The 25,387-nt window shown below is 56.5% G+C and carries 31 protein-coding genes; 22 read left to right on the top strand and 9 right to left on the bottom strand.

Annotated elements, in window-relative coordinates; genetic code table 11:
- Window positions 1-196: 196 nt before the first annotated feature.
- The gene (locus SynMITS9220_RS05695; protein ID WP_186991368.1) at window positions 197-640 is read right to left on the bottom strand and encodes a hypothetical protein; all 444 of its coding nucleotides are present in this window, start codon (window positions 638-640) and stop codon (window positions 197-199) included.
- A gap of 243 nt (window positions 641-883) precedes the next feature.
- On the opposite strand from SynMITS9220_RS05695, the gene SynMITS9220_RS05690 reads away from it, so the two are divergent.
- Window positions 884-1,312: an NUDIX hydrolase gene (locus SynMITS9220_RS05690; protein WP_186991365.1), complete on the top strand. Its 429-nt coding sequence runs from the start codon at window positions 884-886 to the stop codon at window positions 1,310-1,312.
- Window positions 1,313-1,337: 25 nt separating this feature from the next.
- Here the strand turns inward: SynMITS9220_RS05690 and SynMITS9220_RS05685 are convergent, their stop codons facing one another.
- Window positions 1,338-1,529 carry a hypothetical protein gene (locus SynMITS9220_RS05685; RefSeq protein WP_186991362.1) on the bottom strand — a complete coding sequence of 64 codons (192 nt, stop codon included), beginning with the start codon at window positions 1,527-1,529 and terminating at the stop codon, window positions 1,338-1,340.
- 38 nt (window positions 1,530-1,567) lie between these two features.
- Between SynMITS9220_RS05685 and SynMITS9220_RS05680 the strand changes: the two genes are divergently transcribed.
- From SynMITS9220_RS05680 to SynMITS9220_RS05670, 3 genes are all read left to right on the top strand, one after another.
- Window positions 1,568-2,377, top strand: coding sequence for an ABC transporter ATP-binding protein (locus tag SynMITS9220_RS05680; RefSeq protein ID WP_186991359.1), 810 nt, complete (start codon window positions 1,568-1,570; stop codon window positions 2,375-2,377).
- 31 nt (window positions 2,378-2,408) lie between these two features.
- Window positions 2,409-3,113, top strand: coding sequence for a ZIP family metal transporter (locus SynMITS9220_RS05675; RefSeq protein WP_255483248.1), 705 nt, complete (start codon window positions 2,409-2,411; stop codon window positions 3,111-3,113).
- 126 nt (window positions 3,114-3,239) lie between these two features.
- Window positions 3,240-3,437 carry a hypothetical protein gene (locus SynMITS9220_RS05670; RefSeq protein ID WP_074160740.1) on the top strand — a complete coding sequence of 66 codons (198 nt, stop codon included), beginning with the start codon at window positions 3,240-3,242 and terminating at the stop codon, window positions 3,435-3,437.
- Here SynMITS9220_RS05670 and SynMITS9220_RS05665 read toward each other — a convergent pair.
- Window positions 3,425-3,637 carry a DUF6737 family protein gene (locus tag SynMITS9220_RS05665; protein ID WP_186991356.1) on the bottom strand — a complete coding sequence of 71 codons (213 nt, stop codon included), beginning with the start codon at window positions 3,635-3,637 and terminating at the stop codon, window positions 3,425-3,427. The genes SynMITS9220_RS05670 and SynMITS9220_RS05665 overlap by 13 nt on opposite strands.
- A gap of 548 nt (window positions 3,638-4,185) precedes the next feature.
- Between SynMITS9220_RS05665 and SynMITS9220_RS05660 the strand changes: the two genes are divergently transcribed.
- The gene (locus SynMITS9220_RS05660) at window positions 4,186-4,395 is read left to right on the top strand and encodes a hypothetical protein (protein ID WP_186991353.1); all 210 of its coding nucleotides are present in this window, start codon (window positions 4,186-4,188) and stop codon (window positions 4,393-4,395) included.
- A 75-nt stretch (window positions 4,396-4,470) separates the two neighbouring features.
- Here the strand turns inward: SynMITS9220_RS05660 and SynMITS9220_RS05655 are convergent, their stop codons facing one another.
- Window positions 4,471-5,139 (bottom strand): PCC domain-containing protein, encoded by a 669-nt coding sequence (locus SynMITS9220_RS05655; protein WP_186991351.1) that lies wholly within the window; start codon window positions 5,137-5,139, stop codon window positions 4,471-4,473.
- Window positions 5,140-5,226: 87 nt separating this feature from the next.
- Here SynMITS9220_RS05655 and SynMITS9220_RS05650 point away from each other — a divergent pair, with 87 nt between their 5' ends.
- Complete coding sequence (locus SynMITS9220_RS05650; protein ID WP_186991348.1) at window positions 5,227-5,463, top strand: CopG family transcriptional regulator; 237 nt, start codon at window positions 5,227-5,229, stop codon at window positions 5,461-5,463.
- A gap of 42 nt (window positions 5,464-5,505) precedes the next feature.
- Here the strand turns inward: SynMITS9220_RS05650 and SynMITS9220_RS05645 are convergent, their stop codons facing one another.
- On the bottom strand, window positions 5,506-6,582 hold the full coding sequence (locus SynMITS9220_RS05645; protein WP_186991345.1) for a transporter substrate-binding domain-containing protein: 1,077 nt from the start codon (window positions 6,580-6,582) through the stop codon (window positions 5,506-5,508).
- A gap of 239 nt (window positions 6,583-6,821) precedes the next feature.
- Here SynMITS9220_RS05645 and pdeM point away from each other — a divergent pair, with 239 nt between their 5' ends.
- Together pdeM and SynMITS9220_RS05635 are read left to right on the top strand one after the other, a co-directional pair.
- The gene (gene pdeM, locus SynMITS9220_RS05640) at window positions 6,822-7,574 is read left to right on the top strand and encodes a ligase-associated DNA damage response endonuclease PdeM (protein ID WP_255483245.1); all 753 of its coding nucleotides are present in this window, start codon (window positions 6,822-6,824) and stop codon (window positions 7,572-7,574) included.
- Complete coding sequence (locus SynMITS9220_RS05635; RefSeq protein ID WP_255483280.1) at window positions 7,568-9,073, top strand: hypothetical protein; 1,506 nt, start codon at window positions 7,568-7,570, stop codon at window positions 9,071-9,073. Before pdeM ends, SynMITS9220_RS05635 begins: the two co-directional genes overlap by 7 nt.
- A gap of 322 nt (window positions 9,074-9,395) precedes the next feature.
- Here the strand turns inward: SynMITS9220_RS05635 and SynMITS9220_RS05630 are convergent, their stop codons facing one another.
- Together SynMITS9220_RS05630 and SynMITS9220_RS05625 are read right to left on the bottom strand one after the other, a co-directional pair.
- Entirely contained in the window at window positions 9,396-9,677 is a 282-nt protein-coding gene (locus tag SynMITS9220_RS05630) for a hypothetical protein (protein ID WP_186991342.1), read from the bottom strand.
- A 38-nt stretch (window positions 9,678-9,715) separates the two neighbouring features.
- Window positions 9,716-10,189 carry a L,D-transpeptidase gene (locus tag SynMITS9220_RS05625; RefSeq protein WP_186991927.1) on the bottom strand — a complete coding sequence of 158 codons (474 nt, stop codon included), beginning with the start codon at window positions 10,187-10,189 and terminating at the stop codon, window positions 9,716-9,718.
- Between the two features lie 164 nt (window positions 10,190-10,353).
- Here SynMITS9220_RS05625 and SynMITS9220_RS05620 point away from each other — a divergent pair, with 164 nt between their 5' ends.
- The gene (locus tag SynMITS9220_RS05620) at window positions 10,354-11,469 is read left to right on the top strand and encodes a hypothetical protein (protein WP_255483243.1); all 1,116 of its coding nucleotides are present in this window, start codon (window positions 10,354-10,356) and stop codon (window positions 11,467-11,469) included.
- Here SynMITS9220_RS05620 and SynMITS9220_RS05615 read toward each other — a convergent pair.
- A complete protein-coding gene (locus SynMITS9220_RS05615) occupies window positions 11,466-11,936 on the bottom strand; it encodes a CBS domain-containing protein (protein WP_115126296.1) in 471 nt (156 codons plus the stop codon). The two genes, SynMITS9220_RS05620 and SynMITS9220_RS05615, sit on opposite strands and share 4 nt — an antisense overlap.
- Window positions 11,937-11,967: 31 nt before the next feature.
- On the opposite strand from SynMITS9220_RS05615, the gene pgsA reads away from it, so the two are divergent.
- Entirely contained in the window at window positions 11,968-12,513 is a 546-nt protein-coding gene (gene pgsA, locus SynMITS9220_RS05610) for a CDP-diacylglycerol--glycerol-3-phosphate 3-phosphatidyltransferase (protein WP_186991339.1), read from the top strand.
- Here the strand turns inward: pgsA and SynMITS9220_RS05605 are convergent.
- Window positions 12,482-13,402 carry an NAD-dependent epimerase/dehydratase family protein gene (locus SynMITS9220_RS05605; RefSeq protein WP_255483279.1) on the bottom strand — a complete coding sequence of 307 codons (921 nt, stop codon included), beginning with the start codon at window positions 13,400-13,402 and terminating at the stop codon, window positions 12,482-12,484. The two genes, pgsA and SynMITS9220_RS05605, sit on opposite strands and share 32 nt — an antisense overlap.
- 80 nt (window positions 13,403-13,482) lie before the next feature.
- On the opposite strand from SynMITS9220_RS05605, the gene hisA reads away from it, so the two are divergent.
- The 12 genes from hisA (at window position 13,483) to leuB (ending at window position 25,332) form a co-directional block, all read left to right on the top strand.
- Window positions 13,483-14,253 carry a 1-(5-phosphoribosyl)-5-[(5-phosphoribosylamino)methylideneamino]imidazole-4-carboxamide isomerase gene (gene hisA / locus SynMITS9220_RS05600; protein WP_186991336.1) on the top strand — a complete coding sequence of 257 codons (771 nt, stop codon included), beginning with the start codon at window positions 13,483-13,485 and terminating at the stop codon, window positions 14,251-14,253.
- Between the two features lie 150 nt (window positions 14,254-14,403).
- Entirely contained in the window at window positions 14,404-14,799 is a 396-nt protein-coding gene (locus SynMITS9220_RS05595; protein ID WP_115126515.1) for a Fur family transcriptional regulator, read from the top strand.
- A gap of 27 nt (window positions 14,800-14,826) precedes the next feature.
- On the top strand, window positions 14,827-16,443 hold the full coding sequence (locus tag SynMITS9220_RS05590; RefSeq protein WP_186991334.1) for a DUF3685 domain-containing protein: 1,617 nt from the start codon (window positions 14,827-14,829) through the stop codon (window positions 16,441-16,443).
- A 54-nt stretch (window positions 16,444-16,497) separates the two neighbouring features.
- Window positions 16,498-17,034: a thylakoid membrane photosystem I accumulation factor gene (locus tag SynMITS9220_RS05585; protein ID WP_186991331.1), complete on the top strand. Its 537-nt coding sequence runs from the start codon at window positions 16,498-16,500 to the stop codon at window positions 17,032-17,034.
- Between the two features lie 60 nt (window positions 17,035-17,094).
- On the top strand, window positions 17,095-18,261 hold the full coding sequence (locus SynMITS9220_RS05580) for a F420-0:Gamma-glutamyl ligase (RefSeq protein WP_186991328.1): 1,167 nt from the start codon (window positions 17,095-17,097) through the stop codon (window positions 18,259-18,261).
- 51 nt (window positions 18,262-18,312) lie between these two features.
- Complete coding sequence (locus SynMITS9220_RS05575) at window positions 18,313-19,404, top strand: hypothetical protein (protein WP_186991326.1); 1,092 nt, start codon at window positions 18,313-18,315, stop codon at window positions 19,402-19,404.
- 1 nt (window position 19,405) lies between these two features.
- A complete protein-coding gene (gene ruvX / locus SynMITS9220_RS05570) occupies window positions 19,406-19,912 on the top strand; it encodes a Holliday junction resolvase RuvX (protein WP_186991323.1) in 507 nt (168 codons plus the stop codon).
- On the top strand, window positions 19,909-20,451 hold the full coding sequence (locus SynMITS9220_RS05565; protein ID WP_115126303.1) for a DUF3727 domain-containing protein: 543 nt from the start codon (window positions 19,909-19,911) through the stop codon (window positions 20,449-20,451). The genes ruvX and SynMITS9220_RS05565 overlap by 4 nt, the downstream gene beginning before the upstream one ends.
- Window positions 20,451-20,960 (top strand): YqeG family HAD IIIA-type phosphatase, encoded by a 510-nt coding sequence (locus SynMITS9220_RS05560; protein ID WP_186991320.1) that lies wholly within the window; start codon window positions 20,451-20,453, stop codon window positions 20,958-20,960. The genes SynMITS9220_RS05565 and SynMITS9220_RS05560 overlap by 1 nt, the downstream gene beginning before the upstream one ends.
- Window positions 20,957-22,078: a glutamate 5-kinase gene (gene proB / locus SynMITS9220_RS05555; protein WP_186991317.1), complete on the top strand. Its 1,122-nt coding sequence runs from the start codon at window positions 20,957-20,959 to the stop codon at window positions 22,076-22,078. The genes SynMITS9220_RS05560 and proB overlap by 4 nt, the downstream gene beginning before the upstream one ends.
- A gap of 1,069 nt (window positions 22,079-23,147) precedes the next feature.
- Window positions 23,148-24,227: a UDP-3-O-(3-hydroxymyristoyl)glucosamine N-acyltransferase gene (lpxD, locus tag SynMITS9220_RS05550; protein WP_186991314.1), complete on the top strand. Its 1,080-nt coding sequence runs from the start codon at window positions 23,148-23,150 to the stop codon at window positions 24,225-24,227.
- Between the two features lie 31 nt (window positions 24,228-24,258).
- Window positions 24,259-25,332: a 3-isopropylmalate dehydrogenase gene (leuB, locus tag SynMITS9220_RS05545; RefSeq protein ID WP_186991311.1), complete on the top strand. Its 1,074-nt coding sequence runs from the start codon at window positions 24,259-24,261 to the stop codon at window positions 25,330-25,332.
- The last annotated feature ends 55 nt before the right edge of the window (window positions 25,333-25,387 follow it).

Here is a 25,387-nt window from a genome sequence, read left to right as displayed (position 1 = left end):
ATCGATCTAAAGCCACTGAACATGCGAGATGAAATCCATTGCAAAAACATCAAAGCAAGCATCGCTCTCTATCTACTCATACTGATCAGTGAAAATGATCTAATACCATGAATCAATAGTAGTGAGAGAAAATAAAAAATTCAAAAAATAGAATTAACCACAGGACTATTTTCAATCATTGCTGCTGCAACAAGCACTATGCCTCGTCTTCATCCTCATAGTCAGTGAATGAGATGACGTATTGCTCGTGATCATTCTTTTCAATCACCCATGCGAATACCCAACCATTTCCCTCACCTGTATAGACAGTGCCCGACCATGATTCGTCTTCATCTTCGACTTCAAGAATGTCGTCCTCAGAGATACGTGCAGCCTTGGGAAACAGCTTCATAAACACCATCCCGGCCAACATCGATGCTTGTTCATCGCTCAGGTAATTCAACTCGTCCTGGGTGAACTCCTTGCCATCGCTTGCAAAATCTGCCTGCAGGAGATTTCCCTTCAGTGGGATGTTCTTGGCATGACCTAAGCCGACCTGAATTCTAGCTTCGTGGTCCGGGCATTTCTCGGCTAGTGCGATGCGCTCTTTGGAGTCCGCGTCGAGGCTCCTGATTTTTGCGGCGAATTGTTCGAATTCCATGTTGTGAATAGTGGCTGAATCTCGGCCACTTGTCATTGGCATGCAGCAAACGCTTGTCATCTAGCTGTGGTTGCAATGACCTGTCATCCCAGAGCAGATCAGACCTGGAAATCAACACAGTTGGCAGTAGCTTTGCAAGCCACAACCCTTCAACGAAAGCTGTTGGTCGGCTGATCATCTCCTCCGCCGTGATGGCAGGCTCCAGGCCCAAAAGGAACACCTCGGGATCCACGGAACAAGACCATGACCGTTGAAGTTGCGATTGCAATGCTGCAGCAGGAAGGCCAATGGCTACTGCAATTGCGCGATGAGAACCCCAGGATCGTCGCCCCCGGGTGCTGGGGGCTGTTCGGTGGCCATCTTGAACACGGCGAAACCGCCCTCATCGCTGTGCGACGAGAATTGAACGAGGAGATCAGTTGGTGCCCAGATCAGCTGAAGATCTGGTTCCGGCATCAGGATGAGCAGCGCATCGTGCACGTCTTTACAGGCGAGCTCAGCGTGCCTCTTCAACGGCTGCAGCTGCGTGAAGGCCAGGACATGACGTTGGCCAGTTCTGAACAGATCCGCTGCGGTCGGATCTGGAGCAGCAAATTGAACCAAGAACGACCGCTGGCATCAGCGCTAGCGATGGTGGTCGAGAAACTAGATGAAATCACTCAGGCGGACTGAAACAACAGCACGAGAACGAGCGCGATCACAGCGAGAAGAATCCAAAACCTGAAACCACCTGAACCGCTTCGAGACGAGCGAAGTAATCGTCCCCCTCCGCTCGATCGTCGTGCCTGTTGATCTGCTGGAACTCCGCAGTGGGAACACACCAGGCGGCCACCAAGCGAGCGATCAGCACGAAAGCTGGTGGAACCACAACGGGCACAACGGCGATCAAACATCAACACGACTTCTCAATAGGGCCAGAATCAACTGATGAAGCTTGATCAGGCAAGTAACACCGATCCAGCCTGGCTGGACTGCCAGGCCGTTGAGGCCTGGATCAATGGTCATCAGGTTGTCAAAGACCTGACTCTGCGACTCGTACGAGGAGAGTCAACGGCTGTACTCGGTCCCAACGGTGCTGGCAAAACCACACTCGTGAAATTAATCAGCCGGTCGCTTTACCCAGTGGTCAAACCGGGATCTCATCTACGTTTGTTCGGTTCGGAGACAGTCAATCTCTGGGCACTGCGCCAACGGCTCGGGATCGTGAGCAGCGACGTTGAACAGCGCATCCCGGCATCGCTCACAGGCCGGGAGCTATTACTGGCAGCTTTTTTCGGTGCCATCGGTCTCGGCAGAGACAGAACTCCCACTGCAGATCAGTGGTCGCGAACTGAATCGTTACTCCAAAGGATGGATCTTGATGGCCTGGCTGACGAGAACTACGGACAGCTGTCCGAAGGTCAACGACGAAGGCTGCTGATTGCCAGAGCTCTGGTGCATGCACCGGAAGTTCTTGTGCTCGATGAGCCCACCAATGCGCTGGATCTGCGCGCAAGACACACCTTGTTGAGAACCCTGCGGGATCTATGCCAGCAAGGCACAACTCTGGTGCTGGTGACCCACCAGGTGGATGCCATCATCCCCGAGATTCAAAGAGTCGTCGGACTGCAGAACTGCCTCGTGAGCCTTGATGGCTCAGCTGAAGACACACTCACGGGACCCAGTCTTTCAGCTCTGTTCGACACACCACTGGCCGTTGTGCAGGCCGGTGGTTACCGCCAGGTCTTGCCAGGTTGACCATGCTTGAAGATGCCCGAACGAGGCTGATGTGCTTCTGATCCTGCCGGCTATCAGCATGGCCTTTGGCGGCCTGCTTGGCAGCCGCATCAGACCTGGCAGACGCTTTCGAGCGGTGGTTGCCCATTTAGTGGGCGGTCTGGTCTTGGGCATTGCAGCAGCCGACCTGATGCCGGCCGCCAGCAACAGCGGTCATCCAGTTGCATTGGCGATTGGTTTCTGCCTGGGCTTCTCGCTGTTGCTGGTGATTAATACGGTCTTGGAAGAGCCCCACGACAGCCCCGAACACGATCGGCCTCGACCGATGCTGCTGCTGATGTTGCCCTTTCTCGTGGACAGCCTGATCGACGGGCTGGTGGTGGGCATCAGCAGCGAAGCCGCAGAACAGCAGTGGGTGATTCCCGTGGCCGTTGCCCTGGAAATGGGATTGGCGACGCTCGGACTTGGAACTCTGCTTGGCCGCGGTGCCAGTCGCTGGCGAAGCGCGGTGTCAGGTGCACTGATGGCTGTCACCTACCTGGTCGGCCTCAGCACCAGCCTGTTGATCACCGATGGGTTACAGGGACCTGCACTGACCGGCGCGCTCGCGTTCGGTACAGCGGCTTTGATCTACCTGGTGGTGGAAGAGGTGATGAAGGAAGCCCACGCACGCGGAGAAGATGATTCAGGTCTGGTCAATGTGGCTTTTTTCATTGGTCTGCTCTGCATCTGGCTTCTGGACAGTGTCACCTCCTGAGTTGTGAGCTGACACCCCTGCACAACAGCGACTGAAAGTGCTCGGTGCTCTTGTAAAAACCACTTTGCGCTTCTAGTTGACGGGGGAGGCGGTGTCATAACCTCGCCTCGCCTGCAGGCTGAAGCCTTGAACAGCAACGCCAGAATCGACGCCCTTCAGTTGATGCTGACCGATCTGCGCATGCGCAACGAACCGATCCGGCATAAGGCGGCTTTTCGAGGCTGCCAGCCAGAATTTCAGGCTCTGGTCACCAAGCTGATTGAACAGCTCGAATCCGAACTGATGGAAGAGAAACAGCGTTTCAGAAGCGCTCAGCGCGGTTGATTCCTGTAGGCGGCAGGAGCGATCACGAGAAACAACATCCACCAAGCCACAACGATCACTGCCGTCGGGATGGTGACCCAGAGGCGATTCAAAACCAACCAACTGCCTGAGATCGCAAGGAGTCCAGTGAGAAGGATCGTCCAGGGCTGACACCACCAGGGTTTTTCGGCCCAGAGATCTGGTTGAGGACGATCAGACACCGGAGATTCTCAAAGACTCCTTAAACACGGAGCTGTACACCCATGATTCATAGCAGTGAGTTCAGTGCTGATTGGATCATCCTGCATAAAAGTCCAGAGTCTTCAGACGAAACAATAAATTCGCAGCCAAGACGCAGCATGCATCAGCACACACCTGATCGAGAGATGCATTCAATCAAGCATCATGAACGCAGCAATAGATATCAGCGAAGACAACACACTTCAACGGAATTCACATTGACTTCACCATGAAATCAGCGGTTAATCAATACTGAATCATGACATTGCTTGGCATCTTCTCCTGCGCTCCGGCGACTTCAATCGCTTTGATCGTTACTTGACTCCTCGAATCGCCAAAGAAGCAAGGAAGACGGGAGCCAAGAAGCCCTGAACAACAAACAGTTTAGACATCCCAAATTCATTTTACCGGAAAGAATTTGGATCATTGTATTCGAGAAAACCTTTCCATCACTTTGTTTCAAGCCTGACCTGTGCCATCAGGTTGGCTACGTTTTAAATCTGACCAATGCCTCAGGCCCCTCAACATCTTGAGCATCACCAAATGGCTGGAGGCACGTGCCCAGCTCGCTGAACTGATCGAAGCCATGGAGGAAGAGGCTTTGGCCTCCGATCTCGATAGTGATCAGCTCTGGCCCCCTGGCCGCAGAAAACTGACAGCCATGGATCGCATTAATGCACTGCGACACGAGGTGGAACAGTTATGCATCGAACTTCCTGAGCTTCCCGATTCACACTGAACTTGGCTGAACAACCGAGGGATGAATGATTCCAATCCTCGGCGTCAGCCCAGCGTCAAGCCTCAGCGTCAAGCCTCAGGCAGACGCCGATTCATTGGCTTTGGAAGGCTCACGCTTCACCTGTTGTGCCAAGGCCCTGAACGAGGGTTGCAAAGCGAGCTGAGCGAGGTCGTCATAACCCCCAATAACATCCCCATCAATGAAGACCTGCGGGAAGGTGTTCATACCGCTGCGTTGTCGGAATGCCTCGAAGCGGTCGTCAGACTCGATCGTTTCCAGGCGATGGGGAATGGACAGCCTTTCCAACAGTTGCCTGGCACGCTGACTCCATGGACACCCGGGGAGCACTGCTAGCTCGACGCGCTCACTGAAGGGAACGGACTCCTCAACCGTCTGCTGAATGGTCTTTGCAGTGGGCAAACCGCTTAAGCCGAGAAGAAGCTGGGCGCCCTTGAGCACAACGGTGCCTGGCTCAAGATGCCCTCCCCAGACCTGACAGGCGCCGTCTGAAAGGCTGAGATGAAGATGAACGCCGGAGGGAGAGAAGGTTCCATTCAGCGTGATGACCTCGAGCTCCCCATTCATCCGCGTTGGCTGCTGTTGACCAGGACAGCGAAACGTGGCCTGAGACAGATTGCCGACGACCCCGAGAACAAAACCACTCAGCTGCTGCCGCAACGCCAGCTCAGATAGGGCCAGATGGAGGTCCTGACCGGGCTCAAGCTCAAGAGGCAGGGTCTCCATCCAGACAGATCAAGAAACCGAGCCAGATTACGCCACGCTGCCGGGCACCTAAAAGGTACGTTTTAGTAACGCAATCAAGACGAAAACGTGTCATTTTTGAAAAGTTTGCTGGAAGAGCTGCAGGAACAACTGCAAAACGAGCCAACCGATCTCACAGCAGCCCAGGTTGCTGATGCTGCGGAGTCGGAACGACTCAATGTGACCTTGGCAGGCGGGGTGATGAGTCGCCTGAAGCAGCAAGCCCTAGCCGAGGGTCGTAGCTGCAGCAGCCTGGCCAACTTTCTGATCGAAGACGGACTACGCCGCCACGGAACGCTCAGCTGAAGCCAGGGATGTGCTTGCATTCACCATCAATGAAGCAGCGGATTAATTAAGCAGCCGATCAGTGACCGACTTCACCTCGCCGCTTCGCTGCATCTCCAAAAGCTCGACATCAATCGGAGTGCGCAAGGCGCTGTTCATTGGAATCACAAACCCGTAGGTCTGACTCGCAAGCGCGAAGGGAGCCATTTTGAATGGCGCTTCAGGTTTCTGCTGCAAGTAATAACGAAGAGGGGCCTCATCAAACAAAACGGCCGCAACCTCACCCTTCGCCAACAGATCGATGGCCTGGTCAAGGCTCACAGATTCACGGGCCCGGGCTCCGTAAATTTTGGCCCAAGTTCCACTGGTCGTCCCGGACACCACTGAAACAGTCTTACCGCGCAGATCGGTGCGGTCCTGAATGGCAGAGGGTTCCAACCTCGACAACGACACGGTGAATGCCGAGGCCAAGCCTGCCGTAATTGAGGACAGAGCCAGCAGCGACATCAGCATCCAAACGCCTGCAATGGTGCGACCTGCTCTGGTTGTGGGAGATCGATCCCCATAGCCAACCGTTGTAAGGGTTACCAGAGCGAACCACATCCCGTTACCAACACCATGCAGGTATTGACGGGGGAAATGCTCGGCGTTGCGACGACGCTCAGCCAGCCACATGAGATTGCCGACCAAAAACAGAAGGATCATCAAGCCACCCAGTGATGACAAAGCCGCCCAGCCAAAAAAGGGTTTGAACCTTGCCCATAACCCAGGCGTCTTGACGGGAATCATCAACCCCTGCCTGCCATGGAAGTAAGGCTGGGTAAAATCAATCCTTGGGTTGGCCAATCGGTCGGGGGTGATGCTGATCGGACCAATAGCAAGATCGAGATCGCCGTTTTCCACGGCCTGCAGATTGGCCTCCGTATTCAGCTGGTAAATGAGTTCATAGGGTTCGTCGAGGCGGTTCGCCACTTCTTCCCAGATCTGCATGCTGATCCCCTGAACCGGTTCACCCTTCGGCATGACGAACGGCGGGGCACCACTGACTCCAACGCGCAATGGCTCTGCCAGTGCCGCACCTGGAACAGCAACACAAATGAAACCAGCGAGTAACAAAGAAACCCTGGGAACTCTGATCACACCTTTCACCCGTTGTTCTCAAGACGCTTCACGATCACCCCCATGGCGATGAGTGATCCCAGAAGGGCTAGCAACAAAGCGAGGGTCATCAGAAGTCAATCGGCTCGTGCCTTCTGAGGTTGCCACCTCAGATGCTGAGAGGCCATGACATGTAGCCCAATGAAGGGCGGACATGCTTTTGAAACACTTCCGTGTTTTGCAAGCAAAATGGTGCAAATCTCTGCTGTGCCGTTCCACTGTTGACTGCCATCAACATTGAAAACAACAGCAATCAGGCTGATGGCGAGCCAACAGCCCATGAAGACACAACCGTTGCGCATTGTCGCTGGCAATGGCGAGACGAAGAGCTAGTTCTGTTGGCTCAGAAAGCCATCTGGCGACCATCCAGTGAAGACCTCCTTGTTGCCGATCTGCATCTTGGCAAGGCAGAGGTGTTCCAAGCCTGCGGAATTCCACTCCCCAGTGATGACGACAGGGGCACATTGCAGCGGCTGGAGAAACTCTGCCAGCAGTGGAATCCAAAACGTGTGATCATCCTTGGAGATTTGATCCATGGCCCACTCGGGCTCACCCAGCGCCTGAAGACTGATCTCAGCAACTTGCACAACCGCTTAAACGCTGAGGTGCTCCTGATCGGCGGCAACCATGACCGCCATCTGCACTCGAGCGCTTTCCCCCAGCATCCTGCCTTCAGGCTGGGAAACCTCTGGCTCAGCCACGAACCGGAACAACCCATGGACGGTCGGGCGGGCCTGAATCTCTGCGGGCATATTCACCCCACAACCACGCTGCGTCAGGGATCAGATCGGCTCAGGCTTCCTTGCTTTGCCTACGACAAGGTGGAACAGCGAATGCTCATTCCCGCGTTCGGAGAGTTGACGGGAGGGCACGACTGCCGTCACGGTTACCGCAAATGGCTGGTTGCCGAGGGCACCATCGTTCCTTGGCTCGACACCGCGCAGGCATTCAGAGGGTCCCAGCAGACATGGTGACGCGGGTCCGTTCCACCACTGCTGCGCCCCCCCCATCCAAGAAACGGGTTCGGCGCCGCCGTCCCCGTCCGAAACGACTGCGTAAACGCTGGTTGGTTCTGGGTGTTCCGCTTGGGATCTTTGCAACCCTTGTCGCACTGGCCCCAGGAACTCCACAGCCTGAGGTCATCTCAACACTGGAGGAGGAAGCCAGTGGAGCTGCGCTTGGAGCCTTCCGCTATCAGTCGGATGACGAGGTCTATGCACTCGATTTCGACCCAAGGAAGGTGCGTTTGGGACTGCTCGAGGGGTGGGATCGCGAGCAGGACGCCTTTGAGGATTCCGCGGCTCTGGCCTACGTATCAGGCCCGATGTACGAACGCCACATCGACAACGGTGGTCAGGAGATCACCGTTCCACTCGGAGATCTGAAATTCGGGCGGAAGGTTTGGCTGGGCAGGAACCGAACGGCATCCCGACAACGAGCGTTCGTTGGGATCAAGAGCAATGGATCCGTGGTGTTTGGCTACGGAGAACTCACTCCAGAACGTGCCGAGACCTACGACATGTTCGTGGGTGGCTTACACAGTGTCTACAACGACCTGAACTCCCCCCCCGACAGCTACAAGGGTGCGTACAGCATCAGCATGGGCCAGCGCATTCGCTACTACCTGCCCAGGATCCGGATGGTCTACGGACTGCGCAGCGATGGCCGGCTGGAAATGTTGATGAGCAGGGACGGACTCACTCTGGAGCAGACGAGGGAGCTGGCCCGTCGTCGGGGCCTGGTGGCCGCCTACATGCCTGATCACGCCTCCAAGAGTCGTCTGATCATTCCCGGAGTGAAGGGATTTACCGAGGAAGACGCCAACTGGATCAGTGGTGGAGCGACCAGTTTTGTGCACGTGCCCTACTTGCTGCGGCTGAGTGAACGCCGCTTCCATCTGCAAGGCGGCTTGGTTGAAAACCTCAGCGAAAGGCTGCGCTCAAAGGTGGAATGCAAAGGCCCACTGGACTGCACCGAAGTTGCTGGTCATCGCCTGATGGACAGGGCCCTTGCTGGGCTGAATCGCGTGATGGAGCAAGGGGTGGAGCCCGTTGCCCGATTGATCTGGAAGCCGAAGCGTCAACCCCTGAAACCAGGTTTCTCTCAGGACAAACCAGCTGGCAAGCCTGAACGTTCGCCTTTACCGGAACCCCCCATCACCGCTGATCCACTCGTGCTGCTTGAACAGCCGCGTCCGAGCGAAGAATCGGACGCTGAAGGACCTGCATCGGTGTTTCCTCGGTTCGAACGCGATCTTCCCCCAGACCTGCCTCCACCCGTTCTGCTGACACCGGAACCGTTGCCCAGCGAAGACTCCACAGCACTTCCCTTTACAGACTCGGACCAAGCAAAACCAATCACTGAGTCCCTTGAAGATTCAGAGCCTGCTGAAGATCAGAGGCCAAGCCTGTCTCGGACAGATGCAATGGTCGGAGCACCACCACCACCTTTGCTGCCGCCACCAGCGCCCTGAAATCAGCTTCACGACACAACCAGGGTCGATAACACCACGCCGTATCAGCCAGTGTTTCTTATCCATAGAGCTGGAGTCGACTTAAACTCATACCTGCAAACATCAATGACAGCAATTGGGAAGAGCTATTAGCGTCATCGAAACCGGCCAAACAGCAACACATTGAGAGTTAGACTGAATACTTAAAAATGCATCGATTAATTAGCAAAGTCTTCACTCATTACCACCAAAGTCGCAGGAACACTGAACGAGTTAAAACTGTGCCGGCAGATGATGATTTGTGAGAACAGATCGCTTGAACTCTCAGAACAATTGGTGATATCTAACGCAGGAAGAGGCCATTGCAATCTCCTGACGCGGGTGTCTTGAAGCAGATATTTTCCGGCGACCAATAGCCAACCGCAGGGAAGCGCAGCCCCTGGCGACGAGCCTCTGCATTCACAGCTTCAACGCCGCGTGCGGTCACCAGCACATGGCCCGGTGCTTCTACTTGATCAAGGAAGGTCTGTTCAGGCATCTCCTTTTGCGGGGAGGCAAACACCGGACTGGCGATCAGCGCGAGCACAGAACCGAACAACACATGAGAAGCGGTACGTATAGACATGATTGAGCGGCAGCAAATAAGAGCAAACAAGACAGAAATCAGTTGGGAGTCACAACGACAGGAGTCCCGACGTCGACCTGTTGGAACAGTGTGACCACATCCTTGTTCAGCATGCGAATGCATCCAAGGCTGACTGCAGAACGCAGCTTCACCCAATTCGGCCAGGCTGTTCCATGAATCGCATATTCGCCTGATCCGATCTGGAAATAGGCCATGTAGCGAACACCCACCGGATTCTTGGGACCCGGTGCAATCACCTTGCCGCCCTTGTGATACACCGGGGCCTCCTCTTTGCGAGTGATGGCATAGCTGCCAGCAGGGGTCGGAGATTCAGGAGCACCGATTGCAACGGGGAAGCGCTCCACCACCTTTCCGTTATCAAACAACGTCAGATAGCGATCTTTGAGGCTGATTTCAATGGCCTTCTCAGCCTTTGCGGGCACTGGGATCAGGCCGAAGGTCAGCAAAGCCAACCCTGCAGATACGACCATCCGCCTCAATTGCATCACCATGCCTCGGCACTCACATTCGGCGACATTGTGACCCAAGAACGGATCCGGCTACCGTCGCACAACTGTTGCTCAGACCTGTGACTCACTTCCAGGCGTTCCATTCCGCACTCAGAAAGCGTCCAGCCAGGTGGATTGCAGCTGCCGTTCTCGGTGTCTCCTGCGGAATGGCACAGAGAGCCGAAGCCGGGTTCTCTCCGGAACAACTAGCGGCTTTTGAGATCACGGAAATGAAAGCAACCGTGACCACATCCCTTCCTGCCGAGAAGGTCATTGAAGTGATCGATCCGCATGGTCACCGGGAAATTCTCACAGTGGGCATCGATCTCGATCCCCTTGGCCTGAAGCAAGGCGACGAGGTTTCAATCTCGATTCTCGACGGCCTCGTTGTTGAGCTGGAGGCCAGTGCGAACAAGGATTTGAGTTTCAACCGCGAAGACATCATTCTTCCCGCGGACATGGGCAAGCTCAAGAAAGGCATGCGGGTGGCGCTGGCCTCAGGAACAGCTCAGGTCATCAGCATCGATCGGCAAGACAACAGCATCGACCTTCTGGGGCCCCTTGGTGGCATCAACAACCTTGATGTGGTGATCCCCGATGGAGCCAATCCCTTTGATCGCATCGAGGTTGGCGACACCGTTGATTTTCGACTGATCCAGCCTCTGGCTGTGAATGTGCGCAAATTGCCCCGCTCCTCCACAGGTGAAGCGCTCAAGGACTATCGGGAGAACGGAGAACCGCTGCTGATCAGCCCTCTTGCAGCCCAGGAGGTCAGCCTGAAAAGCGAGTTACTGGAGGCCTTCGAGCTCGCGCAACTCAACGCCACCATCGAACGACTGGTCCCTGGCCAAAAACTGCTCAGGGTGAAAGGCGCGCGAGGACACAGCATGCTGATCACCTCAGCGATCGACCCAAGCGCAGCGGGGTTCAAGGTCGGAGATCAGGTGAACATTGAAATGCTGCAGGGACTGGTGGTTGATCTGCGCAGCTCCCAGCAGAACCAACTCACGTTGCAGCGAGAAGACCGCAGGCTGGGTCGTGATTTCGGACCGGTGCCGGCAGGTGCTCGGGTGGCCATGGCCACTGGGACAGCCGAAGTTGTGCGCCTCTCCCGCACCGACCACAAGGTGACCTTGAGAGGCCCACTCGGCAAAATTCACAAGCTCGATATCCGCCCTGAGCTGGAAGCTGAAGTGTTTGCTGGTTTGAGTGTGGGCGACATGGTCGACTTCCGTCTGATCAAGCCGATCGCGATCCGGATTCAGCCAGCCGCCCAGCGTTAGCTCTGAGCTGATGCCAGAGCCCTAACCACATCACCGCGGGTGAGCACCCCGACGGGATGGCGCTGTGCATCAACGACGATCAGACGTTGGGTGCCCTTTTCATGCAGCATCGAAGCAGCCTTCGGCAGCGGAAGGCTGACTTCACAACTGTGGCTGTCGCGGTGCATCAGATCACCAACACTGTTGCCCAGCACCTGATGCACCTGACGATCCCAGTTCAAAGGATTGCGCAGGTAAATCACGCTGTCGAGAAGCATCACGTAGGGCCCGACATCCACACCGCTCTCGCGGACCATCAGATCTTGTTCAGTCAGTTCTCCAATCAAAACGCCTTCCCCGTCAACCACTGGCAATCCACTCACGTGGTGATCGTTCAGCAGGCTGACTGCATCCTGAAGAGGGGTCTCCGCCGTCACCGTCAGCACCGGAGCGGACATCACCTCCCCGACCGTCTGCTGGAGCACCATGGGACCTGATCAACTGCACGCATTCTGAGCCTTGATCTCTCCCTGGCGATTGTGGGCCGATCGACTCACGCTGCTGCGTGCCGTGCTTGGAGCACCGTTGCTGCTGCTGCTGGCTTCAGGACAGCAGAGCTGGGCATGGTGGCTACTGCTGATCGGAGCCTTGAGCGACTGGGCAGATGGATGGATGGCCCGCAAAGCTGATGGGGGCAGCAGTTGGGGAGCAAAACTTGATCCCCTCGCTGACAAGTTGTTGATCAGCGCTCCATTGATCTGGTTGGCATCCGAGCGACAACTGCCCCTATGGGCTGTATGGCTGCTGCTGGCTCGAGAATTGCTGATCTCAGGATGGCGATCGGGTAGCTCCAGCGGAGCTCCAGCCTCCTGGCTGGGCAAATGGAAAACCACCCTCCAGTTTCTCAGCCTGTTTCTGATGCTCTGGCCGGCGAACTGGTCTGCGAACCAGCTCACGCTGATCCTGCATGCACTGGGATGGTGGCTCTACTGGCCAGCTCTGGTGCTGGCGCTCTGGTCGGCCTTGGCTTATCTCAGGCCTCGATCAACGCCTCATCGGCGCTGAAGTCCGGTGCGGATGTTGGAGACAGCGCGTAATCACGTTGATAGCTATCAGCCATGCAAGCCATTGCATCAAACCGAGGCGTCCAGGCCAGTTCACGTTCAACACGGCTGATATCCGTGAGGAAATGACTGAGTCGCAAAGGGAACCCCTTACGAGCCTTCGGATCGAGAGCGGAGGGGTCAAAAGGGCGCAGATCGAGGCGTTCTGGAGCGCGGCCGCAGGCCAGCGCCGCAGCTTCGATCAAACCTTGGAATGTGATCCCCTTCTTGGCAGAGCAGTTGTAGATCCGGTTGCAGGAGGCATCCACCTCAAGACTGCGCGCCATGGCTTCGGCCAGATCTTCGACATGGCCGACCTGGGTGATGGTTGTGCCATCTCCCGGTAATGGAATGGGGCGATCATGCGTGATCCGATCGAAGAACCAACGCTCAACTGGGTTGTAGTTACCAGGACCGACGATGTAAGTGGGTCTGAAACTCGTGAAAGCGATCCCTTCACGCATGAGCCATCGCTCTGTTTCGCCCTTACCGGCATGACGACTTTCCGGATCGAGAGGACTGTCCTCATCCAGAGGCCAGGTCTGGCTGCCTGCATAGACACCCGCTGAACTCACGTACAGAAAACGATGGCTGGGTGCACCCGTGCGCTCCACCACACGCTGACTGTCATTGAGCGAGCGCCCGGAACTATCGACAATCACATCAAAAGCGCGCCCCTTGAGTTGATCGAGAGCCTGATCATCACCACGGTCTCCATTAACAGCTTCAACCCCGTCAGGAACAGGCTGACGGCCGCGGGTGAACAGGGTGAGGCTGTGACCCTGCTGAAGCAGACGGCTGACCAGAGGCTTGCCAACAAAGCGGGTTCCACCCATCAACAAGATTTGCACGAGCACCCAGGCAGACCAGCTGTTATTGAAGCGCGCTGAACCCACCCGTGCAGGATGGGAGTCAGTCCATCGCAACGGCCATGCAGATCATTCCAGCCATCGACCTGCTGGGAGGGGCCTGCGTCCGTTTGCACCAAGGCGATTACGACCAGGTCACCCGATTCAGCGATGACCCTGTATCCCAAGCCATGAGCTGGCAAGAGCAGGGGGCTAGCCGTCTGCACTTGGTGGATCTCGACGGTGCCCGCAGCGGTCAACCCATCAACGATGCAGCGGTTCGTGCGATCACAGAGACACTGTCGATCCCGGTTCAGCTCGGTGGTGGCGTGCGTTCGGCTGAACGCGCCGAAGCACTTCTGGAATGCGGGCTCGAACGCGTGATCCTGGGAACGGTTGCATTGGAGCAACCGGAACTTGTCGTGCAGCTGGCAGACCGACATCCCAGCAGAATCATCGTTGGCATTGATGCCCGCCACGGCAAGGTCGCAACGAGGGGATGGCTGGAGAACAGCAACACCGAAGCCACTGCTTTGGCCGCACGCTTCAGTGATGCGGCAATTGCAGCAATCATCAGCACCGACATCAGCACGGATGGAACCCTTGCGGGCCCCAACCTCGACGCTTTAAGGCAGATGGCCGCTGCCAGCAGCGTTCCCGTGATCGCCTCTGGCGGAGTGGGCTGCATGGCTGACTTATTGGCGCTGTTGGCGCTGGAACCACTCGGTGTTGAAGGCGTCATCGTTGGACGAGCCCTTTATGACGGCCGGATCGATCTTGGAGAAGCGCTCAAGGTCCTTGGCAATGGACGACTTCAGGACCCATCAACAGGACTGTTGAAGGACATGGCTTGAAGCCCTCATCAAGACGGGGCCACTGAACGGGTCTAACCTGAAATCGTTACGACGACTGCCGTGGAGTCGCTGGTCGAGTCATTTCTACCCAAGGGAGCCCATGACAAGCGCACCCTTCAGGATGCCTTCGATCGTTGCCGACATCTGGGGATGCGACTGAGCCGGCAACGGCGAATGGTGCTCGATCTGCTGTGGAGCGAAGCCAGTCACCTCAGTGCTCGAGACATTTTTGAGAAACTCAATCAGCAAGGCCGACAAATCGGCCATACCTCCGTTTATCAGAACCTGGAAGCCCTCCAAAGTGCAGGTGTGATCGAGTGTCTCGATCGAGCCAATGGGCGTCTTTATGGATATCGCAGCGATCCACACAGCCATCTCACCTGCCTGGAAACAGGTGCAATTGAAGATCTTGATGTGAAACTTCCCGACGATGTACTCAGGGAAATCGAACGCCGGACCGGATTCAACATCGAGTCGTACACCCTTCAATTAAACGGACGTCCAAAAATTGCCACTGGAGCATCCTCGCCAGTGCCGTTACCTTGACGCTCATCAGCACAGTTACAGGGCACCGTGATCGACCAGGACAGGGAGATTCTCCTTTTCGCTCCCGATCTTCTCGGTGAAAGCCTTGCTGCGGAAATCCCCACTGAAGAGCTGCCAGTTCGCATCAGACGGTCTGCTGATCAGCTGCAGGGTCACCCATCACTGGTGATCTGGTCATTGCCGACCGAGACCCAGCCCCTGATCCTCGAGCGGGAGATTCTTCAGCTGCAACAGCGCTGGACTCCTGCTTCCACGTTGCTGCTCTTACCAGCTGACTACGGACGTGATCCTCAGTCTCTGCTCTCGTTGAACTGCGACGGCATCCTTCAAGATCCAGACCTCGCAGCACTCAGGGATGCGGTTCAGACCCTTCTCAATGGAGGCAGAGTGCTGAAAATCAAGCCCCACTCTGAGCATTCCTCAACCAGCCAGCCAAGTCTGAGCATGGCGCAGTGGCTACTCGTCAGTGGTTTGCAGCAGATCGGTCGGGATCTTCAGGTCATCGAAGCACTGCTCGATCCTCCGCCTGAACATTTCGTGATGCGACTGATGCTGGAAGGTCGCTGTCGCGAACTGCGCAGTGCCAAAAACCTGCTTCTGTGGCTTTGGGGACCTCTTCACACCGGCCTCGCTGATGTCATGCCACTGCATGATCAGAGCAAAACCCTTGAACTAACCCTGAACGACCGAGAACCAACGGCCGTCTGGAATGCCATTCAGCAACGACTCGAAGGTGCTGTGAGCAGTGGACTGGGCAACGGCACAGGCCAGTTGCTCGCCATTGAGGGACTTCACCCGGAACGCCGTCGCGACCTATTACTGGCGCTTCTACAGCAATTGCATGAGGTTCTTCTTCGCCTGCGCGGTGATGAGCTCGTCGGCACACGCGACCAGAAAGCACTGAGCGCTCGTTGGCAGTCTCTGCAGACGGAAGTGAAGCAACAGGCTTTGCGCAGCGTCGCAGGCAATTACGTGCGCCTTCCCCAAGGTGAAAGTCTTGTTGCCGTGGCCGACCAACTGGTGGATCGCACCGATCTCCACCAATCGGATGATGAGCTGCCAGATCCGCAGACCATGCTGGCGTCACTCGTGCTGGATCAACCTGTCCTTGTGGATGGTCAGCTGCTTCCCTCAGACGACCCCAGGGCATTACTGCAGCTTGAGACCCTGATCAGCAACTGGCTGGTGCGCACAGCTGAGCTCATTGGTTCCGAACTGCTCGGAATCTGCGGCGAATGGCCCGAACTGCGCCGGTATCTCCTGCAGCAGGACCTGATCTCAACCCGCGAACTGGAACGTTTGCGCAACCAACTCAACAGTCAGTCGCGCTGGCAAGACTGGATCGAACGTCCAATTCGTTTGTACGAGAGTCGCCGATTGCTGTTCAGCCTCAAAACCGGACGCATTGAACCCTTGCTGTTGACCGAGCCAAGGGATGAGGAGCTCAAGCGCCTGCGCTGGTGGCAACAACAGGTTGCTCTCATTGTTGAGGCCCGAGATGCCATCGCACCGCAGGTTCAGGCCTTGGTCAAACGTCTCGGGGACCTGATGGTGGTGGTTCTCACCCAAGTGGTGGGTCGAGCAATCGGTCTGATCGGACGCGGCATTGCTCAGGGGATGGGTCGAAGTCTCGGGCGCAGCTGATTCTCAGCTGCATCGGCTGACAAGGGCTCAGAATGCATGCACTGTTTCGGTGCCATGACCGCGTTCCTGATCCGTTCCATCGTCGCGGTGCTGGCCTTGATGCTGATTGCACTGCCGGCTCAGGCCATCCGGGAAACCGATAGCTACGACGGCAATATTTTCGCGCTGTATGCCGGTAACGGTTCACTTGTTCCTCCTGCCGTCACCCTGGCTGATTCACAGCAGGCGGGTCGCACCAGCGTCATCGTTTACTACCTCGATGACAGCAGAACCAGTAAAGCTTTCTCTCCGGCCGTTTCGGAACTTCAAAGGCTGTGGGGAAACAGCGTGGACCTTCTGCCTTTGACCACTGATGCTCTGCAGGGGAGAGCCAAGAACGACAGAACTGATCCTGCGCACTACTGGCACGGAATCGTTCCGCAGGTGGTGGTCATCAACGGAGATGGCCAGCTGTTACTCGATGAGGAAGGGCAGGTCCCACTGGAGCAGATCAATGCCGCCATCAGTGAGGCAACCGGACTTCCCGCACCGCAGGGAGAAAGCATGAGCCTCAGTTTCAATGAGCTCAACACCGAGGTGATTTCACGTTGAACAATCACGTGGACGCCTTACGCTGCGCGCCATTGAGACCGGCAGACAGCCGACGTTGACATGTGTGTTCTGCTTGTGATCCTGCTCCTGATCGGCCTGGGAGTGTTCTGGATCGAAGCGCGTCATCGTCTGCGACCCTCATCGCCGCTGAAGCTCCGTCAACTGGACTGGAGCGTCAGGCCATCGGGAGATGATCTTGAGCTGCAGGGATGGATTGAGATCAGCAACCCTCACAAACGCATGGAAGTGATGGTGCCGGAGCTTCAGGTCAACCCAGTGCTGATCGGCAGCTCGGATCTCAACGATGTCACGATCAAAACCAGGATCACGCCCCATCACCCTGATGAGGACACCCGGGCTGACGGCTACTGGCCTGCTTACATCGTGAAGGGGCGCAAAAGCACCCGCATCCAGGTCAGCGTCACCCTCCGTGGTCAGACAGGTGCTGCCATTGCTGATCGGGTCGATACGGTCTGGATGGATGTCAACTGGGTGAACTACGGACCCTTTGGACGCGTTGATCGTCGCCAGGGCGTGGTGGTGCCTCTAAGCAAACCCGCTGTGCTTCAGCCCAGCAAAGCTGAATTCCGCTCCGGGGAGAACTGCAGAGTGCTTCCTTTGAAAACACACTTGCTTGGCCCTCTCGACAGCACCATTGACGTGCTCCGCGACTACGCAGGTGAGCTGTTGCAGCCGGGAGACATTCTCACGATCGGGGAAACCCCTGTCGCCGTGATCCAGGGGCGATATACCCACCCCTCCATGGTCGAACCGACCTGGATTGCTCGCTTGCTCTGCCGCGTATTCCACCCCACCAGCAGCCTCGCCACCGCATGCGGATTACAAACACTGATTGACCAGGTCGGGCCGACCCGCGTCATCCTTGCCTGGTCAATCGGCTTGGCACTCAAAATTGTTGGATTGAAGGGCTGGTTCTATCGACTCGCAGGCGAACAAGCGCGTCTGATTGATGACATCACCGGGACGACACCCCCCTACGACCAAACGATCGTCCTTGGCCCCTCTGACCCGGTCCGTCTCTGCCAGGACGCTGCAGATGCTCTCGGCGTCGCCGTTGCGATCGTTGATGTGAACGATCTTGGTCGCGTGAAGGTGCTGGCCTCCAGCAACGGCTGCGATGAAGCGTTGTTGCATCGCGCCCTGCGCCCCAACCCTGCTGGAAATGCCAACGAGCGCACTCCACTGGTGCTGGTCCGACCAGCCTGACCTCAAACAACGAAAGGCGGCGATAGATTTGAACAGTGGTGGAGGCCTGACGTGGCAGCGACAGCTGGATTCCGACTCCGGGTCGAGCCTTTGAAAGCTGGTCATTTGAGCCAGATCGCCTCCACTGTGGATGCCTGTTCCAGCATCGATAACAGCGCTCTGCAGAGCTTGCTGGTTCAGTCATGGTTCAGCCGTCTTGAGCAGTTCCTGCCAGACCCGCTGAACGCTCGACTCACCCGGGTGCTGGCCCTGATCGAGTCGTCCTCAGAAGTCGCAGACCAGATCGAATCCCTGCTGCTGATGCGCTCCAGCAACCGTCGCAACAGTTGCTGGCAACTCGACGTTCTGTCGCTTGCGACCCCTCGTCACTTCAGTCGCCAAAAAGGTCTTCGCCTTCTGATCCAGCAAGCGCTCAACGATGACATCGCTCGTTGTCGCAGCTGGCTTGTTCGCTGCGACCCCACGGATCGACCGCAACTGGATCTGCTGCGCGAGCTTGGCTTCCAGCCTCTACGCCAGGGGAGGATCTGGAATCCGCCGCTCATGGTTTCGCCGTCGACGGCGAACGCAACGAACAGTGGAGAGCGAACGAACAGTGGAGAGGTTCCGCAGGGACTTTGCTGGAATCCCATCAACCGCGAGAACGCACGACAGCTTTTGTCCCTTGAGCAGTCGAGCATCAGCCCTCAACATCGGCAAATCCTCGATCGCCAATGGGGCGACCTGCTCGATCTGAGCGGTGGTGGCTCAACAGTTTTAACGGTTGAAAGAGAGGGAGATCCTCAGGTCATAGCGGGGCTGATCAGGCGCCCATGGGGGATCGATTCACCCCGTCTTGAACTGCTGCGGGGACCGGCGTGGGATGAGCGCATTGGCGCTGGATTACCCGCAGCGTTAATGCAGCTGCTCAACCAGCAAACCCCACCATCACTTCTGGTGTCGGACGACGACCAACAACTGAAGGACGTACTCGCAAGTCAGGGATGGCGGGAAGGATCCCTGGAAATGATGCTGGGACGAAGTATCTGGAGGCGCGTGCAGCAGCGCAACCTGGGGGGTCTACGTCCGCTTGAATCCATGCTCGGTCGTCTGCAGCCTCAACAACCGCAGCTGCCAACACCGAGCCTGGCCCCGAGGCGCTGAGTTGAGCTCACCTCCCCAGGCGCGGTCAGCACTCAGCCTTGATGTCGGCCGTCGAAGGATCGGGCTCGCAGGCTGCGACGGCCTTGGATTGACTGTCACTCCACTCAAAGCATTGCAACGTGGCGACTTCGATCACGATGTCAGCCAAATCAAGACACTCTGCGACGCGCGCCGGGTTGAGGCTCTGATTGTTGGTCTACCCCTGGACGATTCGGGTGAGCCCACCATGCAGGCCAAACACTGTCATCGCTACGGCGTCCGACTGGCTCGTGCTCTGTCTCTGCCAATGGCCCTTGTGAACGAGCACAGCAGCAGCTGGGCAGCGGCAGAGCGCCATCAACTGCATGGAGATCGCACTGGACGACTGGACAGTGCCGCGGCAGCACTGCTGCTCGAACAGTGGCTTGCCGATGGGCCTGAACCACAACCAGTCCAGATGGCGCCTGCGAAACGTGGCGAAACGGATGCTGATGCAAGATCCTGGACTTTAATTCCTCCAGCGCCATGAGTTCCAGCGGACCTGCTTCCAACGGTGAGGTGCCCACCGTTCTCGTCAAGGACCGTGACGGACACGACCTGCTTTGTTTTCTTGAGCAGCTCATTCCTCTTGATGAGAAGGATTATGCGCTTCTTACGCCTGTTGATACACCTGTGTGTCTGTTCCGTCTGCGCGACGGGGATGATCCCGAACTGATCGAAAGCATCGCCAGCAGCGAGCCGATCCTTTCGGTCGCTGATGTGGTGCTTCAGGAACACGATCTCACCCTGGTCCGCTCAGCAGTGACTCTGACCGTGAACGGTGAGCTTGATGAACCCGATCCTGACGATCTCGACGAGGAGGACGTTGACGATGAATCCGAAACCTATGAGCTGTTGGTGAGCTTTCTCGTGGAGGAACAGGAATATGGCTTGTACATCCCTCTGGATCCCTTTTTCGTGGTGGCAAGAATGGACGACGGTGCAGCCTTGCTTGTTGAGGGTGAGGAGTTCGACCGCGTTCAACCACGGATTGAAGCCGAGCTGGATGAGCAGGGGCTTCCTGAGTGATGCCGCGTCACTGGCTGATACCGGATTGGGATCCGGGCCTGACCCTGGCCCACTTACCCCTGGAACCCCTGATTGGGAGGGGTATCAAGGTTCTGTTGCTGGATGTGGACCGTACCCTGCTCCCAGGGCGTGGCGTGGAACTGCCTGCTCCAATGCGTCGCTGGGCCAAGGATGCATCGCGTTTGTTGCACATTCATCTGATCAGCAATAACCCTTCGCGCCAGAGAATCCAGGCAGTGGCGGATCAGATGAATGTGACTTACACCTGCTCAGCATCAAAACCTCGCCGTGGAGCGATTCGTCGCGTGATCAGCACGCTTCCCAATGCGACGACCGAGATCGCCATGGTGGGAGATCGTGTGTTCACCGATGTTCTTGCCGGCAACAGACTGGGGCTTTACACCGTGCTGGTGAAACCGCCACGCCCCGACGGCACAGCCTGCAGTCACGATCGCGTGCAAAGGCTGGAACGGCATCTCGCCAGATTTTTCGGAGCAGTGGGGCAATGACCCTCAGGGTTGTAAAAGTGGGGACAAGCCTGCTGAGACAACGCCAAGAGACGTCTACGGCCGAAGCAATTGCACAGTTGTCCAACAACCTGGCGGACAGCATGGGCCGCGGCGATCGCACGGTGCTCGTGTCATCTGGAGCCGTTGGCCTGGGCTGTCAACGACTCGGCATGACTCAACGGCCCCTCAGCCTTCCAGGCCTGCAAGCTGCCGCATCCGTGGGCCAGGGATATCTGATGAGCCTGTATGAAAAAGAATTCTCCCGCCATTCCATTCCAGTCGCACAGGTGCTTCTCACGCGCGCCGACTTGGCAGACCGCCTGAGCTACCACAACGCGTCTGCCACATTGAATCAGCTGCTTGATTGGGGAGTCCTCCCCGTGGTGAATGGAAACGACACGGTGTCTTCAGATGAGCTGAAATTCGGTGACAACGACACCCTCTCAGCACTCGTTGCTGCAGCGGTCAAAGCCGATGAATTGATCCTGCTGACTGATGTTGACAGTCTCTATTCAGCAGATCCTCGTAGTGATCTCAATGCCACACCAATCAAGGATGTGCATGATCCCGAGCACATCGGAGAGCTCGAGGAAGGAGCAGGTAGCGGTGGCCGATGGGGTACCGGGGGCATGGCCACGAAACTTGCAGCAGCTCGTATCGCCACCGCAAGCGGAATCACAGTGCATCTGGGCGATGGCCGGAAAGCAGAGTCATTGCAGAACATCCTGCGAGGCGGTCGAGGCGGCACTGTGTTCCATCCCCACCCTCAACCGCTGGGCAATCGCAAGAGTTGGCTAGCCCATGCACTGCAACCAACAGGCTCGCTGCGCCTGGACCCCGGAGCCTGTCGAGCACTGCTAAACAAGGGAGCTTCGCTCCTGCTGGTTGGCGTCACAGAGCTGAACGGACAGTTCGAGGCCAACCAGGCTGTGCTTCTGCTCAATGAGGATGGCCAGGAGGTGGCTCGCGGCCTCACAACGATGAGCAGCGAGAAGTTGAATCATCTGCTGACCCAGCAGTCATCGAATGCCACAGCCGATGGGGGCTCACCAGTCGTGGTGCATCGCGACGCCATGGTGCTGATGATGCCAACGACACAACAAGCAGCGAATTCATGATCGATGCAAGTTTGTTAATGCGAAACAGATCGATCTGATGCTTTTCAGACCGCCTGCTGAATCAGTTCAGACGCAATTCACAGATCAAATCGAAGACTATTTGCTTGCAGAAAGCCCAAGATAATATCCAAATCCGTTGGCACAAATCATGCTAAGGAAGAGAAAAGGAATGATGATATTTGAGTAATCGTGAGCCAGCCAAGACGTCAGCAGAAAAGCGCCGACAGAGGCAGCAGCAAACAAACTGATGATCGGATCCTGTTTCGCCGACATAACATCGTTAAGCACGAAAATCAGAGTAGCGAAAAACTTTTCTTACAGCTGTATCAGCATCTACAGCGGCGAACATCACAGGTCAATCATCAAACAGCAAACTCTCAATCAGCCGCGAATCATCCAATCAAGTCAAAAATCATTCCAGAAGACTGAGCAAGGATGGCTCCTAAAAGCAGATAAGACGATCGAATCGAACAAAAAGCGAGGGCCTACTTCAGCGCAGGCAAGATCACATAAATATAAAGGAGAAGACCTGAATACAGCCCTCCCAGAATCAAAAACCACTTCGACATCATTCATGAATAATTTGACACAGCATAGCCAAGAGGCAGCTCAAGCTCTTGCCGACCCAAACATCATCAAGTAAACAACAGCTCCAGGCCGGGAAAGACGACACACTGAGATGCGTTCAAACGCTGAATGCCAGCAACAACCATTCATACCAACAAGATCAAAGAGGTAACCCTTGACAGTCGTTGAAAATCAGGATTCAGGAAATAACAATGTTTTCACGACCAGGAGTGGCAATCAGACTCACAAGAAGCCGAAAATCTCTACCAAAATATTGAGAACTCACCGCGTTGCGCAAACAAAATCTGCCAGCGTTGACTGTTCACACTCTCGATCAGTCGTGATTTCGGAACAGTCCGGCATGCATCATCAACCTCTTAGCCGGCTAACTTGACCGCAACTTCTCACTGGTTTTTCAAAGGCTGTTAGTAACGAATGCGTTGCAAACCAGTTGGAGAATGTCAGCTGTGAACACGATGTTCAGTCAAACCGGTAGGTCCCCATGCGCTTCAGCGAGTTGATCGCCATTCTTGAGCAGGGCGAGTCAGGCGTTCTGAAGGTTTCCGCAGGCCAGGATCCCGAACTCCGAGGAGCCGCCTCTCTCGAATGCGCACAAGCTGATCAACTCAGCTTCCTTGAGCAAGGCAATGCGCTTGTCGCAAGCCTTGAAACCAGTGGCGTAGGTGCTGTCTTGATCCCTGATCAAGAGGAGTTGAAGGTGCTCGCTGAACACCGAAAACTGTCTTGGGCCGCCTGTCGCGATCCGCGATTGGCTTTCGCTGAAGCGCTCGAACAACTGCATCCCCGTCCTGTACCGAACGCGGGCATCCATCCCAGCGCCGTGATCTCCGATCGCGTGCAGATTGGAGCTGGTGTGAGCGTGTCCGCCAACGTGACGATTGGGGATGACACCCGGATCGGAGCGCAAACCGTGATTCACCCAGGAGTGGTGATCTACGGCAACGTGGACATCGGGGAAGGCTGTGAATTGCACGCCAATGCCGTTTTGCACCCCGGATGCCGTATCGGCAGGGGTTGTGTCGTGCATTCCAATGCAGTCGTCGGATCAGAAGGGTTTGGCTTTGTGCCAACGGCCAAGGGTTGGCGCAAGATGCCCCAGACCGGTTTGGTTGTTCTCGAAGACGGTGTCGAGATCGGATGTGGCAGCACGATTGATCGTCCTTCCGTCGGCGAAACCCGGATTGGTGCCGGCAGCAAAGTCGACAATCTCGTGCAGATCGGTCATGGCGTCGTGACAGGACGGGGCTGCGCCTTGGCCTCACAGGTGGGGATCGCAGGTGGAGCACGTCTGGGCGATGGGGTGATCCTCGCCGGACAGGTGGGTGTCGCCAACCGTGCGGTGATCGGCGACAGCGCGATCGCCAGCTCCAAAAGCGGCATCCATGGCGAAATCGCTTCAGGGGAAGTGGTGAGCGGATATCCAGCCATTCCGAACAGGCTCTGGCTGCGCTGTTCTGCGGCCTTCAGCAAATTGCCTGAGATGACCAAACAGCTGCGTCAACTTCAGCGTCAGGTTGAACCAGCGGTCTCTGGTTCTGAAGGATCAGAGACCGCTCAGTAATCTCCCACCAGCACTGTCCGGGCTCGGCAACATGGATCAGCATCGTGTCGTTCTTCTGCCCGGCGATGGCATCGGCCCGGAAATCACCGCCGTAGCCCGTCAGCTTCTCGAAGCCGTCGCCGCACGTTTTGACTTCAGTCTGACGTTCGATGAACAGCTGATCGGTGGAGCCGCCATCGACGCCACTGGAGAACCATTACCGGCAAGCACTCTGGAGACCTGCCGTTCAGCCGATGCGGTGTTGCTTGCAGCCATCGGCAGTCCCCGTTTCGACGCATTGCCGAGAGCCAAGCGACCGGAAAGCGGACTGCTGGCTTTGCGTTCTGGGATGGAGCTGTTCGCCAATCTCCGACCGGTCAAGATCGTGCCTGCCTTAATCGATGCCAGCAGTCTCCGGCCAGAAGTGATTAAAGGAGTCGATCTGATGGTCGTCCGTGAACTCACGGGTGGCATTTACTTCGGCCAACCGAAAGGGCGAATCGAAGCAGACGGGGAAGAACGGGGCTTCAACACCATGACCTACTCGGATTCAGAGGTGGATCGAATCGCCAGAGTGGCTTTCGAGCTGGCGAGTGAACGTACAGGCCGACTGTGCTCGGTGGACAAGGCCAACGTGCTTGATGTCAGCCAGCTGTGGAGAGACCGGGTGGATGCCTTGTCGAGCAGCTACAGCAACGTGGAGGTGAGTCACATGTACGTGGACAACGCTGCGATGCAGCTCGTTCGAGCCCCACGTCAGTTCGATGTCTTACTCACAGGCAATCTTTTCGGTGACATCCTCAGCGATGAAGCAGCGATGCTCACGGGATCCATCGGCATGCTTCCTTCAGCGTCGCTCGGAAGTGAAGGGCCGGGGCTCTTTGAGCCGGTGCATGGATCAGCTCCGGACATTGCCGGCCAAGACAAGGCCAACCCCATGGCCATGGTTCTCTCCGCAGCGATGATGCTGAGAACAGGCTTGAAGCAACCCAGCGCAGCAGACGCTCTGGAACAGGCTGTTGACCAGGTGCTGGCGAAGGGCTTTCGTACCGGCGATCTGATGGCGGAAGGTTGCACACCACTGGGTTGCAGGGCCATGGGTGAAGAGCTGCTCAAGGCACTCTGATCAGATTTGATCAAGCAAATTTCGAAATCGGTCCGTTGACCTGCCAAACTCTTCG

Origin of the sequence: Synechococcus sp. MIT S9220 (assembly GCF_014304815.1) — a bacterium.
Lineage (GTDB): Bacteria > Cyanobacteriota > Cyanobacteriia > PCC-6307 > Cyanobiaceae > Synechococcus_C.
This window is presented reverse-complemented; position numbering and strand designations above follow the sequence as displayed.